A 16,766-nucleotide genomic window follows, 5' to 3' on the forward strand; every position below is an offset into this window, starting at 1 on the left:
GTGCATCGGCTGGTCGTTCTCGTCGTGCCCGTGTTCGCATTGCTCATGGCGTGCGAGTTCGCGTGGGGCTGGTTCAAGCGCCGCAACACCTACCGCTTCAGCGACACGCTCGGCAGCTTGAGCCAGGGACTGCTGAGCCAGGCGCTCGCAGTGTGCACGCAGCTCTTCCAGATCGGCCTCTACGCGATGGTCTGTCCGGTCGTCGCGATCTGGACGCGGCCCACCTTCTGGGACAGCGCCATCGGCTGGATCGTCGCGGTGCTGCTGTTCGACTTCTGCGACTACTGGCTGCACCGCGCGGGCCACGAGTCGGCGGTGTTCTGGGCCGCGCACTCGGTGCACCACCAGAGCCAGCAGTTCAACTTCTCCACCGCACTGCGGCAGGAGAGCATGGTCGCCTTCCTGGGCTGGGCCTTCTACCTGCCGATGGCAGTCGTCGGCGTGCCGCCCGAGCAGTTCGGCATCGCAGGGCTCATCGTGCTGGTCTACCAGTTCTGGATCCACACCGAGCACATCGGCAAGCTCGGCTGGTTCGACCGCGTGTTTTCCTCGCCCTCGAACCATCGCGTGCACCACGCGGTGAACGACGGCTATGTGGACCGCAACTACGGCGGCATGCTCGTGGTGTGGGACCGCATGTTCGGCACCTTTGCCGAAGAGAACGAGCGCTGCATCTACGGCACGCGCAAGGCGCTCGCGAGCTTCGATCCGCTGCGGGCGATCCTCGGGCCGTATGCGCCGCTGCTGCGCGACAGCTGGCACACGCGCCAATGGCGCGACAAGCTCGCGGTGTGGTTCAAGCCGCCGGGCTGGCGGCCGGCCGATGTGGCGGCGCGCTTTCCGCAAGCGCAGTTCTCGCTCGACGAGGCGATGCACATCCACGATCCGGCGCTGACCCGCGCGCAGGTCGTCTCGGCATCGGTCCACTTCATCGGATGGATCGGTGTGACGCTTGCCTTTCTGTGGGGCGCTGACGATATCGCGTTCCGGGCCGGGCTTGAAATTCTTGCGCTGGCCGTCGCAGGTTTCTGGACCATCGGCGCGGTGCTGGATTCGCGCATTCGCCTGCGATGGGCCTGGTGCATTCAATGCGCGTTGCTGGCGTTCTCGATGGTGCTGATGGCCTGAAACGCAGTCGCTAAGCTCGGCGCTTCCATCGCTCCAGGACTTTCGCCATGCGCAGGCTCGCCACGCCCGAAGACCTCCACGCCGTCTTCACGCTCTACATGCACGAGAAGGTCGTGCCCTATCTCGGCTACGACCCGATGCCGCTCGAGGACTTTCGTCCCATCTACCAGGAGATGGTCGAGAGCGGACGCTTCTTCGTCTACGAACGGAACGGGCGGATCGCCGGTTTCTATCGCGCGACGCGCTACCCGGGTCGGGTGCAGCATGTGGCCAGCCTCGGCACGCTGGCCGTCGATCCTGCGCTGCACGGCCAAGGCGTGGCGCTCGCGATGGTGAGCCAGGCGATCGACGAACTGAAGGCCGCCGGCGTCAACCGCATCGAACTCTGCGTCGAAAGCGACAACGCGCCGGGCCTGCGCTTCTACGAGAAGCTGGGCTTCCAGCGCGAGGGCACGCTGCGCAAGTTCTACAAACGAGCCGATGACGCAGAGGCCATCGACGACCACATGATGGCGCTGCTGCTCGATTGAACACAGCCGATCAAGGCTTCCAGCGGCGCAGCAGCAGCGCGTTCGCCATCACGCTCACGCTCGACAGCGCCATCGCCGCGCCAGCGACCACCGGGCTCAGCAAGCCGAAGGCTGCGAGCGGGATGCCGGCCACGTTGTAGGCGAAGGCCCAGAACAGGTTCTGCCGGATCTTCGCCACGGTGCGGGCAGAGAGCTCGAACGCCTGAGCCACCAGTGCGAGATCGCCGCGCATCAGCGTGATGCCGGCTGCTTCCATCGCCACGTCGGTACCGCCGCCCGAGGGTGCCATCGCGATGCCCACGTCGGCCGCGGCAAGCGCGGGCGCGTCGTTGGCGCCGTCGCCGACCATCGCCACCACATGGCCGTCGCGCCGCAGAGCGCTGACCTGCGCTGCCTTGTCGGCCGGCAGCACATCGGCGCGCACGTCCTCGATCGCGATGCCGAGCCGCGCCGCCATGGCCTGTGCCGCGCGCAGGTTGTCGCCCGAGATCATCACCACGCGCAGGCCCCTCGCACGCAACGTGCGAATGGCTTCGGCGGCCTGCGGCTTGGGCTCGTCGGCGAAGGCCAGCAGGGCCTGCACATGCGCGGCACCTGCTTCATCGAAACGCAACAGCGCCGACACCGTGGCGCCTTGCGCCTGCAGGTTTTCGATTTCGGCTTCCGCGGGCATCGCATCGAGCTCCCTGCACCAGCGCAGGCTTGCGATCGCCCAGGCGGCACCGTTCACTTCGCCGCGAACACCGCGGCCCGGCAGGGCCTGCATCGCGCCCAGAGGCGGCGCCTGCACGCCGCGTTGCGCAGCGGCCGCGAGCACCGCGCGTGCGAGCGGATGTTCGCTGCCGCCTTGCAGGCTGGCGGCTGTTGCCAGCAGCTGGTCTTCCGTGGCCTCGATGCCTGCAACCGGCAGCAATGCAGTGAGCACCGGTCGGCCCAATGTCAGCGTGCCGGTCTTGTCGAACGCGACGGTATCGACGCGGTGCGCGATCTCCAGCGAGCGCGCATCCTTGATCAGGATGCCGTGCCGCGCGGCCACGCCAGTTCCCGCCATCACAGCGACCGGCGTTGCAAGGCCCAGCGCACAGGGGCATGCAATCACCAGCACCGCGACCGCGTGGATCAGCGCGGTTTCGATGCCCACGCCCGCAATCAGCCAACCCACCAATGTGACCAGCGCAATCACCAGCACCACGGGCACGAACACGGCAGCGACCTTGTCCACCAGCCGCTGGATCGGCGCCTTGGCTGCCTGTGCGTCCTCGACCAGGCGGATGATGCGTGCCAGCACGCTCTCGGCACCGATCGCGCGCACCTCGATCACCATCCGGCCATAGCCGTTGACTGCGCCGCCCGTGAGCGCATCACCCGGTCCCTTGGCCACCGGCAGGGGTTCGCCCGTGAGCATCGATTCGTCGACTTCGGACTGCCCTTCGACCACGCGCGCATCGGCCGGCACGCGCTCGCCGGGCCGCACGGCGAGGCGGTCTCCCACCATCACCTCGGCAAGCGGCACATCGCTCTCGCCACGCGCGCCGACCAGGTGCGCCACTTCGGGCCGCAGCTGTTGCAGCGCGCGGATCGCGGAAGTCGCCTGGCGCTTGGCGCGCGCCTCGAGCCACTTGCCGAGCAGAACCAGCGTGATCACCACGGCGGCGGCTTCGAAATAGAGGTGCGGCATTTCGCCATGGCCCGCATGTTCGCCAGTGGCCGCGCGCCACCACAGCCACAACGACAGCCCGAAGGCCGCGCTGGTGCCCAGCGCCACCAGCAGGTCCATGTTGCCGGTGCGGGCCTTGGCCGCATGCCAGCCGGCGCGGTAGAAACGCGCGCCCAGCCAGAACTGCACCGGCGCGGCGAGCAGCAGCTGCAGCCAGGGCGGCAGCATCCAGTCTTGTCCGAACGGATCGCCCAGCATCGGCGCCAGCAGCGGGATCGACAGCGCGAGGCCGATGGCCACCGGGCCGAAGCCGTGCCAGGGCGACAAGGCCGCCGCCTCGTCGGCCGCGCTGCTCGCCGCGCGCGGTTCGTAGCCTGCGGCCCGCACGGCGCGGCGCAGGCGCGCGTCCATGTCTTCGGCATCGGTGGTCACCACGCGGGCCGATTCGGTCGCGAGGTTCACGCTGACGTCCTGCACGCCGGGCACGTTCTTCAAGGCGCGCTCCACGCGCATCACGCACGAAGCGCAGGTCATGCCGCCCACCGAGAGGTCCAGCGTGGCGGTGGCGGCCGAGGGATGTTGCTGCAAGGTTTCCATAGGCTGGAGACTAAAGCCTCACACCATGGCAAGGTCAAGGCCGTATCCGAAGTGCCCCTTCGCTGGACATTGACATCGTGAGAGGGTTCAGACTGGCGGCTCATTTTATTCATTCATCCACCAAACAAGGAGTCAGAACGATGAGCCAGAAATTCCAGGTCTCGGGCATGAGTTGCGGCCACTGCGTGAGCGCGGTGCAGAACGCGGTGCAGGCGGTCGATCCCGAAGCGCAGGTCACCGTGGACCTCGAGACGGGCCATGTCGACGTGCTGAGCGAGCAGCCGCGCAAGGACCTCGTGGCCGCGATCGAGAACGCGGGCTACGGCGTTCAATGACGGGCCAGGTCGCCATCGGCGAAGCCGCGCGCCTCTCTGGCGTGTCGGCACGCATGGTCCGGCACTACGAGGGGCTGGGCCTCTTGCCGGCCGTGGCGCGAACCGACAGCGGCTACCGGCAGTACGGCGAGGCCGACGTGCACACGCTGCGCTTCATCAAGCGCTCGCGCGACCTGGGTTTCTCGATGGAAGAAATCGCCGAACTGGTGGGCCTCTGGCACAACCGCCGGCGCGCGAGTTCGAGCGTCAAGCGGATCGCACAGAAGCACCTGGGCGAACTGGAGCAGCGCATCGCGGACATGCAGTCGATGCGCAACACGCTCGCGCACCTGGTGCATTGCTGTCACGGCGATGCGCGGCCCGACTGCCCGATCCTGGACGATCTAGCGAACTAGGTACTCCCCCAGGCTGCGCGCACTTCGTGTCGCTTCGCCTTCCCCCTCGCCGGGGGCGACACCGGTGGCCCGGCAAAGCCGGTTCCACGGTGTCTCTCGAAGGGTCAGGCGCCGCGCACGAGCGACAGCACATTGCCCGCATCCAGCGTGCGGGCCTTCTCCTGGATGGCCGGCAGATACTGCGTCTGCAGGCTCTGCCCTTCCTTCACCACGCCGGAGAACGCGTCCTTGAGCATCTGCGTCGAGAGCGTGCGGCCGCCGGCGTAGTAACGCTTGGCCACGTGGCCGAGCGCATAGGTCGAGGCGAAGCTCATGCCCGAGCTCACGGCCTGGTTGCCCAGGCCACGCAGCAAGCCGCCGCCGACCTTTCCGAGCAAACCACCCAGCAGCTTGCGCCCAGCCTGCTCCAGGTATTGCGAGGTCAAGCCCACGCCGACCGTGGCCAGGAAATCCTTGATGTGGCCGCTGTCGAGTTGATAGCCGTGCGCCTGGCCGATGCGATAGACCAGTTTCATCTGCAGCGGAATGATCGCCATGGTCGAGAGCGTCTCGGGCAGCAGTTCGAGCGCGCCGTTGAGGATGGCCGCGTTGAGGATCGACTTGTCGAGCTCGGCGCTGTCGGGCGTGTGGGGAGCGGCAACCGTGTTGACGGCAGTTCCTGCCGCCGCGGCCACGGGCACTGCGGCAATCTCTTCGGCCTGCTGCGAGAACCGCGCCGCCGAGGCATCCAGGCCGAGCGAGGTGCGCACGTCCGCGAGGAACATGCGCTCCGCTTCCGATTGCGCGCCGTCGGCATCGCACACGCACACCGCCATTTCATAGGCGAGCTGCCTGGATTCGTTGCTGGCCAGTTCGCCGGCCACCGAGGCGAGCGACACGCGCTTCATCAGCACGTCCTGGTAGAGCGTCGGCAGGTTCAACCCGTCGGCTTGCGACAGGCCCTCCGCAATGCGCTTGATCTCGGCGCGTTCGCGCTCGTGTTTCTCGCCGTCGACAAAGGCAGCCAGCAGGCTCAGGGTCACGATGGCCTTGGTTTCTGAGGGTGTCATGTTCGAAATTTTTCGCAATGTGAAGGACGGCGTTGGGTTGCCGACGGGCTCGAAGGTTCCTTCTCGCGTTGTCCCCGCAAAACTTGGGCAACTCTGTGGATAACGTCGGCACTTCTGTGTAGGGGTGCGGCAAGTGTTTGATTTCAAAAGGAAATCTACATATTGCCCAAATAAGAGGCAATGAATTTCTCGCGCCCAAAACCGTCTTTCGCAGATTTGTCAGGGACTGTCAAAGGACAACTCTGGGGAGAGTTTTGGCACAAGCCATGGGTTATCCACAGGGCGGGCGGGTTGCCCGATGTTGTCCCTTTTGCGGGTACATCCCGGAAGCACGGCTGCGCACAGTGACGCAGCTGTGACAAGTCCTTGTCACATAACGAAAAAAGTGCCCTGTCCACAGAAGAGGGCTTCCCTTATCTACTACTACTAATTTGAATAAGAAGAATAAGAAATAGAAGACACAAAGAGCGCCGCGCCAAAAAAAAGGCCGCGAAAGGCCGCGCCGGTCCCCGGCGCCTCGGACGAAAAACCGGCATCGCCGCCTTCCTTCCCCTCGCTAACATCCGCGCATGAGTTTCAAACCCCGGATCCTGATCGCCGAAGACGAATCGGGCATCGCCGACACGCTGCAATACGTCCTGAAGAGCGACGGCTTCACGCCGGTCTGGTGCGCCACCGCCGAAGAAGCGATCGCGCAGTTCGCGCAGGAGCCGCCGGCGCTGGCCATCCTGGACATCGGGCTGCCCGACCTCAACGGCTTCGAGCTCTTCAAGCGCCTGAGGGCCCTGAACCAGTCGCAGGGCGGGCCCGAGATACCGATGCTGTTTCTCACGGCACGCAGCGACGAAATCGACCGCGTGGTGGGGCTGGAACTGGGCGCCGACGACTACATCGCCAAGCCGTTTTCCCCGCGCGAACTGGTCGCCCGGGTCCGCACGATCCTGCGGCGCAGCACGCGCAACAGCCCCGCAGGCCCCGGAACGACCGCAGCGCCCGGAACCGGGGTATCCCCTCAAAATCCGCCCGCGGCGCCTCCAGCGGCGCCACAGACCCCTCCAATGCCCTTCGCGGTCGACAACGAGCGGATGCAGATCCGGTACTACGGCCGGCTCCTGGAACTCTCGCGCTACGAATACGGGCTCCTGCGGCTGCTCGTGCAGCGGCCGGGGCGTGTCTTCACGCGCGACGAATTGCTGGAACACGTCTGGGACGACGCGAGCGACAGCTTCGACCGCACGGTCGATGCGCACATCAAGACGCTGCGCGCCAAGCTCAAGACGGTGGCACCCGACGTCGAGCCGATCCGCACGCTGCGCGGCACGGGCTACGCGCTGAACGAAGAACTTCCATCCAAGGCATGACACCGGCCCCGGCCTGCCTTTTCGCGCAATACCGCGGAGCCGGCTTTGCCGGACCGCTGGTATTGCCCCCGGCGAGGGGGTTGGCGGCCACGCGAAATGGGCAAGCCTGCGGGAGCGCCAAGCCTTGAGCCGGCGCACGCGGATCTTCATCGGCATCCTGCTGATCTACACGGCGGGCATCGCCTTCCTGCTCTACCGCGTGGTGTCGGACATCGATCCGCGCTACCGCGAATCGGCCGAGGAATCGCTGGTCGAGACCTCCCAGCTCATGGCCAGCCTGGTCGAGCAGGACGTGATTGCGGGCGCGATCAACACCGCGCGGCTCGAGCCGCTGTTCCGCACGGTCTATGCGCGCGAGTTCTCTGCGCAGATCTACAACCTGCACAAGAACCGCGTCGAGCTGCGCGTCTACGTGACCGACCGCAGCGGCCGGATCATGTTCGATTCGCTCGGCAGGCACCTGGGCGCCGACTACTCGCAGTGGAGCGACGTGAGCCGCACGCTCGCAGGTCTTTACGGCGCACGCACGTCGCGCGATGTCGATGGCGATCCGCGCACCTCGGTGATGTACGTGGGCGCGCCGATCCGCTGGAACAACGAGATCGTCGGCATGGTCAGCGTCGGCAAGCCGGTGCAGAGCTTCGGCCAGTTCGTGGAAGACGCGCGGGCCCGCACGCTGTGGGTCGGCGTGGGCTCAGGCCTGGCGTTGTTGTTGCTCGCGCTGATCGTCTCGGTCTGGCTGGTTCGGCCGTTCGGGCTGATTTCCGATTACTGGACCTGGGTGCGCGCACAGCGAAGCCTGAGCTTCTCGCGCATGGCGCGGCGCGCGGTCGATGCGGTGCGCACGGGTTTCAGCGAAATGCGCGATGCGTTGACGGGCCGAAATTACGTGGCCGACTACGTGCAGACCTTCACGCACGAAGTGAAGAGCCCGCTCTCGGCAATTCGCGGCGCGGCCGAGCTGCTGCAGGAGCCGTCGATGCCGCACGCGGAGCGCGAGCGGTTCCTGAAGAACATCGAACGCGAGACGCAGCGCATCCAGGAAATCGTCGACCGCATGATGGAGCTCACTGCGCTCGAAACGCGGCGCGCGCTGGAGCGCACCGAGCCGGTGCCGCTGGCTTCGCTGATCGACGACATCGCCATCAGCGCGCAGCCCGCGGCGGCCAAGCGGAACATCCGCCTCCTGGTGAACATCCGGGCCGAAGCCAGCACCGAGGGCGATCCGTTCCTGCTGCGCCGCGCGATCAGCAACCTGCTGGACAACGCGATCGACTTCTCACCGCCCGACAGCGAAGTGCTGCTGACGCTGGAGACCACAGCGAAGCTCGCCCGCGTGAGCGTGCGCGACCACGGACCCGGCATCCCGGCGTACGCGCAGGAGAAGGTCTTCCAGAAGTTCTATTCGCTCGCGCGGCCGCACAACCAGAAGAAAAGCACGGGGCTGGGGTTGGCGTTCGTGAAGGAGATTGCGGCGCTGCACCGCGGGCGCATCGAGCTGGGCAATGCGGCGCGCGGCGGCGCGGTGGCGACGCTCACGCTGCCGCTGCTGTCACATCACTGACCTGTGAGGGTGCCGTAGGCGCGGCGCGTCTCGGGGCTCACCGCATCGAGCAATTGCTCGTACGAGGTCTGGTGCCGCGCCAGCATGCGCGCCGACGCCACCGTCTTCGATTTGCAGAACCAGTGGCAGGTGTGCTGCATCAGGAACAGCTCGGCCGACATGGTGAAGGCCTTGGACTTGGCCGGCCGGCCCGATGCGTTCTTCATTACGCCGGCAATGCCGCGCGCGTGGATGTTCAACGCCTCGCGCAGATCGAAAGTCGCGGACGCAAAGAGCTTGTGCGCGTAGGGAATGGCAATGGGCAGCTTGCTCACGCGTGTCTCCGCCTCGGGAAGGCGTGCGAACTCGGCCGCGAAACTGTCGAACTGCGCCGAGAGCGTTTCCTCGGTGGTATCGAGCAGGCTCCAGATCTGCTGGCGGCGTTCGGGGTCGTCTTCGCCCAGGCAGCGCAGGTAGCCCTGGGTCAGGCTCTCCATCAGCTTCTCGATCTGGTATTTGCCCAGATGACTTCCCAGCAGCGCAATGCGCTGGCGCTGGTCTCTGGACTTGAGGATGTAGGCGCCGACAAGGAGCAGCGCCACCAGCGTAAGAATTTCCATGAATGCGTTCGGCCAAAGGAAAAAAAGGGGACGGCACCGAGTGTAGAGACCCGGTGACTCCCCTTTTTTTGCTGGCCGCTATTGACGCTACCTGAAGAAATCGAGGATGCGGTTGCGCTCTTCGGGCGGCGGCGGTGCACCGATCGGCGCGCCCGTGAGTTCTTCCACTGGCGGCGGCGCCTGCTCGGCATTCTCCAGGCCCAGGCTGGCCACGTTGTGCCCCGGCGTGAAGTCGTCGAAGTACCACTCGCCATCGATGTTCACCACGCCGGGCGGTTCGGCCGGCTGCGTCACCGGCACGCCCTGCAGCGCCGATTGCATGTAGCCGATCCAGATCGGCAGGCTCAGGCTGCCGCCGGTTTCGCCGCGCACGCCGAGCTGGCGCGGCGTGTCGTAGCCGATCCATGCGATGCCCACGCGCGTGGGCTGGAAGCCCGCGAACCAGGTGTCGAAGGAGTCGTTGGTGGTGCCGGTCTTGCCATAGAGGTCGTCGCGCTTCAAGGCCTGGTGCGCCTTGAACGCGGTGCCGCCCTTCACCACGCTTTGCAGCAGCGAATCCATGATGAAGGCATTGCGCTCCGGAATGGCGCGCCGTGCTTCGTCGAGCACCGGCGGTTCGGTCTCCATGATGACCTTGTCCTTCATGTCGGTGACGCGGGTGACCAGGTACGGATTGACGCGATAGCCGCCGTTGGCGAACACCGAATAGCCCACGGCCATCTGCATCGGCGTGACCGAGCCGGCGCCCAGGCCCATTGGCAGGTTGGCGGGTTGCTTGTCCTTGTCGAAACCGAACTTGGTGACCCAGTCCTGCGCATAGGGCGCGCCGATCGACTGCAGCACGCGCAGCGTCACCAGGTTCTTGGATTTCATCAACGCGGTGCGCAACGGCATCGGGCCTTCGTAGGTGCCTTCGAAATTCTTCGGCTCCCACGGCTGGCCGCCGTTGGCGCTGGCGTCGAAATAAAGCGGCGCGTCGTTCACCACGGTGGCCGGGGTGAAGCCCTTCTCGAGCGCAGCCGAATAGATGAACGGCTTGAAGCTGGAACCCGGCTGGCGCCACGCCTGCGTCACGTGGTTGAACTTGTTCTTGCCGAAATCGAAACCGCCGACCAATGCCTTGATCGCGCCGCTGCGTGGGTCCATGGCGATGAAGGCGCCTTCGACCTCCGGCAACTGGGTGATCTCCCAGGTGCCCTTGGGCGTCTTCGCCACGCGGATCACCGCGCCGCGGCGGATCTTGATGTTGGGTGGCGCCTTGGCCGCGAGGCCCGACTGCGCGGGCTTGAGACCTTCGCCGGTGATCTGGATCGCTTCGCCGTTGGCGCGCACGGCGCCGATTTCCTTCGCGTTGGCATCGAGCACCACGGCGGCGATCACATCGCCGTTGTCGGGATGTTCGGCAAGCGCGTCGTCCACGGCCTCGTCGACTTCCTTCTGCTCGGTCGGCAGGTCGACGAACTTCTCGGGCCCGCGATAGACCTGGCGCCGCTCGTAATCCATGATGCCCTTGCGCAGCGACTTGTAGGCCGCCGCCTGGTCGGCCGCGACCAGCGAGGTGTAGACCTTCATGCCGCTGGTGTAGATGCTGTCGCCGTACTGCATGTACATCATCTGGCGCACGGTTTCGGCGACGTACTCGGCGTGCAGGCGGTTGGGATCGGCTGCGTCGCGCAGGTGCAATTCTTCCTTCTTCGCTTCGGCCGCCTGCTCGGCGGTGATGAAGCCGGTTTCCTGCATGCGATCGATCACATAGAGCTGGCGCGCCCGTGCACGGCGCGGGTTGGCCACCGGGTTGTTCGCGCCCGGTGCCTTCGGCAAGCCTGCGAGCATGGCGGCTTCGGCGACGGTCACGTTCTGCAGGGGCTTGCCGAAATACGCCTCGGACGCGGCGGCGAAACCGTAGGCGCGATTGCCCAGGTAGATCTGGTTCAGGTAGATCTCCAGGATCTGGTCCTTCGTGAGCTGCTGCTCGAGCCGGAAGGCCAGCATGATCTCGTAGGTCTTGCGGCTGAGCGTGCGCTCCGAACTCAGGTAGACGTTGCGAGCCACCTGCATCGTGATGGTCGAGGCGCCTTGTTTCCGTCCACCCTTCAGGCTGGCTACCGCGGCGCGCATGAAGCCCTTGTAGTCGACGCCGCCGTGGTCGTAGAAGCGCGCGTCTTCCACGGCGAGCACGGCGTCTTTCATGATCTTGGGAATGCTTGCGAAAGGCGTGAGGTTGCGGCGCTCTTCGCCGAATTCGCCGATCAGCGTGCCTTCGGTGGAGTACACGCGCAGCGGCAGCTTGGGCCGGTAGTCGGCGAGCTCGGAAATGTCGGGCAGCTTCGGATAGATGGCGACCACCGCGACGATGGATGCGACCAGCACCACCAGTGCGCCGGAGCCCACCACGATGGCGCTCCATTTGCCGATGAATCGCCAGCGGGCGTTGCGGTCATCCGGCGTGGCGCCGTCTTCGGGTGGGGAGGAGCTTGAACGTTTGAACATAAGAAGGGGCTGCTAGCGAAAGGGTTGGAGCCGGCGGGTGCCGCTGCGTTCCAGCATCGGCAGGTCGAGTGCACCGCGCTGCGCGGCCTGCTGCGCGCAATGCATGGCGTCGAAATACTTGTCGTGGTCGAAGGCGATCAACAACAGGTCCACACCGGCATCGAGGGCGCGGACCGTGGTGTCGCAGAGCCCCCGGTTGTAGGCCGCGCCCATCGTCAGATCGTCGGTGACGAGGAGGCCCTCAAAGCCCCACTCGCCGCGAATCAGCTGCTGCACGATTTTGCGCGAGAAAGAGGCCGGATAGACCGCATCGAGTTCCGGAACGACCACATGGCCGAGCATGATCGCGGCGTTCGAGTTTCTCGACACGTCTTGAAACGGCTTCCAGTCATGTGTTGCAAGTCTGGCGACGGGCGTGCGCAGGGTCGCGGCGAAGTGGTGCGTGTCTTCGGTCACGTCCGCGAGCCCGGGAAAGTGCTTGAGGGTGCCGCGCACGCCAGCCGATTCGAGGCCTTGCTCGTAAGCGAGCGCCACCTGCGCGGTGAGCGCGGGGTCGGCCGAGATGGCGCGCTCGTCGATGCGGGTGTGCAAGTCCCATCGGCCCGGTGCGCGGCCGGTGCGCAGATCGACCACGGGGCTGAAGTTGAGCGTGATGCCGAGCGCGGCGAGCGAACGGCCTTGTTGCGCGCCGTAGGCATGGGCACGCTGCGCGAGTTCGGCTTCGGGCACGTCGGCGTCCAGCAGCGTGAAGAGGCCGGGCTGGCGTTCGATCAAGGGCGAGAGGCGAGACACCGCGCCGCCCTCCTGGTCCGTCGCGACGATCAGCGCAGGCAGCCCGGCTTCGCGACGCAGCGCCTGCAGGTCGCCGATCTCCTTGCGCAGATCGGCGGCAGTGCACCCCTTCACGTTGCGGCCTGTGATGAACACGCCGCCGATCAAGCCCTTGCGTGCGAGTTCGTGCAGGTCCTTCGCATCGTCGTAGCCGATCATGAAATGCGCGCCGAGCGTCTGCGCCACCGGCCCGGACGAAGCCGGCACTTCGGCACGGTGTCGCAGGCTCGCCGCTTCGTTGCCGAGGGCCGTGAGCAGCGCCGCGAACACCAGGCCCAGCGACACCGGGCGCAGCATGCGGCGCCCGAAACGCCATGCGGTCGCCGCGCTTGCGCACAACGCACCCAGCAACATCGGCAACTCCCACGCACGCATGAAGCGCAGATGCGGGTCCTTCAGGTGCCAGGCCCAGAACCACAGCGCGGCCAAGGTCAGCCAGCCCAGGGCGCCTAGTGCGAATCGCAGGAGTTTCATGCGCCTTGTGCGATGGGCGCAGCGGGCACAGTGGGACCAACGCGTCGCGACAGTGCGTACCAGTCGACCTTGCGCGTCACCAGCATCAACGTGGCCAGCATGCCGAAGATCAGCAGTGCGCCCAGCAGCAGCGCATTGCTTTCGGAGGCGAGCAGCCCGTAGAGCGCGCCGTACAGCAGTGCGATGAAAGCCCCGAACGACAGGCCGCGCCGCCAGCCGCCGAGCACCGCGCTGAAGTACACGGCGAGCAGTGCAACGCTCGCGCTGGCCGCGCTCGCATAGGCCACCCAGAACGCGAACTTTTCCGACAGCGCGAGCAGCAACAGGAAGAACAGCGCGATCGAAAGACCGACCAGGCCGTACTGGATCGGATGCAGCCGCAACTTGCGGAAGAGCTCGAACATGAAGGCGGCCATCAGCACCAGGCCGATGAAGAGCATCCCGTACTTGCCGGCGCGCGTGCTCATCGAATAGACGTTGATGGGTTGCGCAAGCGACACGTCGAACGTCTGCAGCGGACCGAGGTTGCGTTGCGGATGGGCGCTGCCTGCCGTTGCGGCCGCAGCGTCGTTGGCATCGACGTGGCCGGAGAGTCCGGCGCGCACCTGCTCGCGCGCCGAGGTCACGAGCGACGAGATGCGCCATTTCGCATCGAAACCCTGCGGCGTCACATGGCGCTGTGCGGCGAGAAAGCGGCCCCCGAAGCTGGGGTGCGCCCAGGGCGAGGTGAGGTGTGCGGTGGTGTCTTCGGCGATGGGCGCGATTGCGAGGGTGTCCTGGCCGACCAGGCCGAGTTTCATCTCGAAGGTCAAGGGCGCGTTGGCCTGCCATGCGGTGAGCGCGGCACCGGTGACTGGCGCATGGATGCCGTCGGCGGACCAGGCGTTGTCGGCAATGCCTGGCACTCGCTGCTTGAAACGCAGTGCCTCGCCGCCCATCACCAACGCCGGCGAACCGTCGAGGCCGCGCAGGTCGCTCACGTTGAAGGCGATGAAAGGCGCCTTGAACTCGATCTTCGAATCGGCTTCGCTGTGGGGCAGGGCCCTGGGGTCGAAGGCTGCGAAACCACCGCTCAGCGTGGCATTGAGCGTGTAGAACGGAATCTTGAAGATGCCGCGATAACGCGCCTGCGGCGTCATCGAGCCTTCGATGTGCAGCGTGTCGGGAAACACCACGTGGGCCATTTCCTTGCTGCGTTGCTCCTGGCCGATCACCTTGCCTTGCGCATCGCGCAGCGGCTCCATCCAGCGCTCGACATACGGAACCAGCAGCAGCGGACCGACCATGGTCTGGCGGCTGGCATAGGTGGCGGCAAGTTCCTGGGCCGCTTCGCGCTGGCTCTCGCCGCGCTCGCGGTTGATCGAATCGATTTCTGCCAGCGGAATGCAGAGCAGCAGCACCAGGAAGAACAGGCCGGCCACCTTGGCCAGCACGGACGCCTGAAGGGCCTTCAGGAACTGAAGCATGTTTTTTTCTCCTCGTCTGTAGCGGAGCGGCGATGCTCTCTGCGAGATCCGAAGGTTGTGTGAAGCACCCGGGCAGTGCCACTTCACACAGGCTTCACACAGCGCGGCGCTCGGGGCCGGCAACTTCAAAGAGCCTTCCAACTGCCTTCTCGTGCGGTGCCGAAAGTTGCGGCCGTGCAAGTTCGCACGGACAAGGACCCCCGCCATGGATGCCACCACCACCCCACGTCCCGGCTGCTGGCTCTGGCTCGCCACCGTGAGCCTGGCGACCGCGGGCTTCATCGCCATGGGCGTGCGCCCGGCGCATGCGCAGGAAGCCCCCGCCGGCCCGCGGCTGAAGACGGAGAGCCCCTACTTCTTCGTCAAGAGCGACGACCCCTCGGTCGATCGCCTGCCGCTCAAGGGCACGGAAGTCGCCGTGAAGATCTCGGGCGTGATCGCCGATGTCACGGTCACGCAGACCTATCGCAACGAAGGCCAGCGCGCCATCGAAGCCAAGTACGTATTCCCCGGTTCGATCAAGGCTGCCGTGAGCGGTCTGAACGTTCGGCTGGCCGACCGCCTGATCACCGCGCAGATCCGCGAGAAGCAGCAGGCGCAGATCGAATACGACACCGCCAAGAAAGAAGGCAAGACCGCCGCGCTGCTCGAGCAGCACCTGCCCAACGTGTTCCAGATGAACGTCGCCAACATCCTGCCCGGCGACGATGTGAAGGTGGAGCTGCGCTACACCGAACTGCTGGTGCCGCAATCGGGCAACTACGAGTTCGTGTTCCCGACCGTGGTCGGCCCACGCTACAACAGCCCGCAGTCGGAGAACGCGCAAGCCAGGTGGGTCGCGCAACCCACGCTGCAGGCAGGCGTTGCGCCGAGCACCAGCTTCAGGCTGAAGGCCACCATCGACACGCCGATGGGCCTGAAGGAAGTTCGTTCGACCACCCACGCCATCGAGGTGAAGAAGAGCGACCAAGACCAGCACGCCGACATCACGCTCACCGCCGATGGACGCCCCGCCGACAACCGCGACTTCGTGCTCGACTACCGCCTGGCGGGCGAGAAGATCGAGTCGGGCCTGATGCTCTACAAAGGCCAAGGCCAAAACCCGGATGGAAGCGCCGAAAACTTCTTCCTCGCGATGATCGAGCCGCCCAAGGCCGTGGCCGCCAGCGCCATCTCGCCGCGCGACTACATCTTCGTGGTCGATATCTCGGGTTCGATGCACGGCTTTCCGCTGGACACCGCCAAGACGGTGCTCGAACGCCTGATCGGCGGGCTGCGCCCGAGCGACACCTTCAACGTGCTGCTGTTCTCGGGCAGCAACAAGATGCTCTCGCCCAAATCCGTGCCGGCTACGCGCGCCAATATCGAGCAGGCGCTCGCGACGATCAAGAACTACAGCGGCAGCGGCAGCACCGAACTGATTCCGGCGTTGAAGCGCGTCTACGCCGAGCCGAAGGAAGAGAACGTGTCGCGCACCGTGGTCGTGGTGACCGACGGCTACGTGACGGTCGAGCGCGAAGCCTTCGACCTGGTGCGCAGCAACCTCTCCAAAGCCAACGTGTTCGCTTTCGGCATCGGCTCTTCCGTGAATCGCAGCCTGATGGAAGGCATTGCACGCGCCGGCATGGGCGAGCCGTTCATCATCACCGACCCGGTGCAGGCGCCCGAGCAGGCCGCGCGTTTTCGCCGCATGGTGGAGTCGCCGGTGCTCACCAGCGTGAGGGCCACCTTCGGCGGCCTCGATGTGTATGACGTGGAACCGCAGGCCCTGCCCGACGTGCTCGGCGAACGCCCGGTGATCGTGTTCGGCAAATGGCGTGGCGAGCCCAAGGGCCGCGTGATCATCGAAGGCCAGAGCGCCAGCGGCCCTTACCGCCAGGAAGTGCGCATCGACGATCGCACCCGCCTGGACACCGCGGCACTGCGTACGCTGTGGGCGCGCCATCGCATCCAGAGCCTGAGCGACCAGGAAACGCTCGAAGGCAGCGCGGCCTTCAAGGAGCGCATCACCGAGCTGGGCCTGAAGTACAGCCTGCTCACGCAGTACACGAGCTTCATCGCGGTCGACAAGGTGGTGCGCAACGCGGCGCCGCAGAACAGCGTCGACGTGAACCAGCCGCTGCCGATGCCGCAGGGCGTGAGCAACCAGGCGCTGGGCGCCGAAGTGCCCAGCACGCCCGAACCCGAGTCGCTGGGTGCCATCGCCGTCGTGCTGTCGATGCTCGCCATGCTGCGCCGCCGCGCGCGCCGCAACGACGCACGCCGCTTCACCTCCTGAACGATCGAGAAG

General features: G+C 66.0%; 12 protein-coding genes and 1 pseudogene. 7 read left to right on the plus strand and 6 right to left on the minus strand.

Annotation, left to right across the window (positions count from 1 at the left end; all coding sequences use genetic code 11):
• Positions 1-1,128 (plus strand): sterol desaturase family protein, encoded by a 1,128-nt coding sequence (locus BM133_RS16325; protein WP_093435646.1) that lies wholly within the window; start codon positions 1-3, stop codon positions 1,126-1,128.
• 29 nt (positions 1,129-1,157) lie between these two features.
• Positions 1,158-1,658, plus strand: a pseudogene (locus BM133_RS16330) (N-acetyltransferase family protein); the annotation flags it as partial.
• 10 nt (positions 1,659-1,668) lie between these two features.
• Here the strand turns inward: BM133_RS16330 and BM133_RS16335 are convergent.
• The gene (locus BM133_RS16335; protein ID WP_093435651.1) at positions 1,669-3,912 is read right to left on the minus strand and encodes a heavy metal translocating P-type ATPase; all 2,244 of its coding nucleotides are present in this window, start codon (positions 3,910-3,912) and stop codon (positions 1,669-1,671) included.
• A 140-nt stretch (positions 3,913-4,052) separates the two neighbouring features.
• On the opposite strand from BM133_RS16335, the gene BM133_RS16340 reads away from it, so the two are divergent.
• The gene (locus BM133_RS16340; RefSeq protein WP_093435652.1) at positions 4,053-4,247 is read left to right on the plus strand and encodes a heavy-metal-associated domain-containing protein; all 195 of its coding nucleotides are present in this window, start codon (positions 4,053-4,055) and stop codon (positions 4,245-4,247) included.
• Positions 4,244-4,642, plus strand: coding sequence for a Cu(I)-responsive transcriptional regulator (gene cueR, locus BM133_RS16345; protein ID WP_093435655.1), 399 nt, complete (start codon positions 4,244-4,246; stop codon positions 4,640-4,642). The genes BM133_RS16340 and cueR overlap by 4 nt, the downstream gene beginning before the upstream one ends.
• A gap of 104 nt (positions 4,643-4,746) precedes the next feature.
• Here the strand turns inward: cueR and BM133_RS16350 are convergent, their stop codons facing one another.
• Entirely contained in the window at positions 4,747-5,691 is a 945-nt protein-coding gene (locus tag BM133_RS16350; RefSeq protein WP_093435657.1) for a YcjF family protein, read from the minus strand.
• A 569-nt stretch (positions 5,692-6,260) separates the two neighbouring features.
• Here BM133_RS16350 and creB point away from each other — a divergent pair.
• Both creB and creC read left to right on the plus strand, forming a co-directional pair.
• Positions 6,261-7,052, plus strand: a complete 792-nt coding sequence (gene creB / locus BM133_RS16355; RefSeq protein ID WP_093435660.1) for a two-component system response regulator CreB — start codon at positions 6,261-6,263, stop codon at positions 7,050-7,052.
• A gap of 124 nt (positions 7,053-7,176) precedes the next feature.
• Positions 7,177-8,616 carry a two-component system sensor histidine kinase CreC gene (gene creC / locus BM133_RS16360; RefSeq protein ID WP_093435662.1) on the plus strand — a complete coding sequence of 480 codons (1,440 nt, stop codon included), beginning with the start codon at positions 7,177-7,179 and terminating at the stop codon, positions 8,614-8,616.
• Here the strand turns inward: creC and BM133_RS16365 are convergent.
• The 4 genes from BM133_RS16365 to creD all read right to left on the minus strand — a co-directional run bounded on the left by BM133_RS16365 (position 8,610) and on the right by creD (position 14,476).
• A complete protein-coding gene (locus tag BM133_RS16365) occupies positions 8,610-9,215 on the minus strand; it encodes a hypothetical protein (RefSeq protein WP_093435664.1) in 606 nt (201 codons plus the stop codon). The two genes, creC and BM133_RS16365, sit on opposite strands and share 7 nt — an antisense overlap.
• 87 nt (positions 9,216-9,302) lie before the next feature.
• Positions 9,303-11,705 (minus strand): penicillin-binding protein 1A, encoded by a 2,403-nt coding sequence (locus BM133_RS16370; RefSeq protein WP_093435666.1) that lies wholly within the window; start codon positions 11,703-11,705, stop codon positions 9,303-9,305.
• Positions 11,706-11,717: 12 nt separating this feature from the next.
• Positions 11,718-13,010 carry a glycoside hydrolase family 3 N-terminal domain-containing protein gene (locus tag BM133_RS16375; RefSeq protein ID WP_093435669.1) on the minus strand — a complete coding sequence of 431 codons (1,293 nt, stop codon included), beginning with the start codon at positions 13,008-13,010 and terminating at the stop codon, positions 11,718-11,720.
• Positions 13,007-14,476 carry a cell envelope integrity protein CreD gene (creD, locus tag BM133_RS16380; RefSeq protein WP_093435672.1) on the minus strand — a complete coding sequence of 490 codons (1,470 nt, stop codon included), beginning with the start codon at positions 14,474-14,476 and terminating at the stop codon, positions 13,007-13,009. The genes BM133_RS16375 and creD overlap by 4 nt, the downstream gene beginning before the upstream one ends.
• A 205-nt stretch (positions 14,477-14,681) precedes the next feature.
• On the opposite strand from creD, the gene BM133_RS16385 reads away from it, so the two are divergent.
• Positions 14,682-16,754 (plus strand): VIT and vWA domain-containing protein, encoded by a 2,073-nt coding sequence (locus BM133_RS16385; RefSeq protein WP_093435674.1) that lies wholly within the window; start codon positions 14,682-14,684, stop codon positions 16,752-16,754.
• The last annotated feature ends 12 nt before the right edge of the window (positions 16,755-16,766 follow it).

The organism is Variovorax sp. 770b2 (assembly GCF_900115685.1).
Classification (GTDB): domain Bacteria; phylum Pseudomonadota; class Gammaproteobacteria; order Burkholderiales; family Burkholderiaceae_C; genus Variovorax.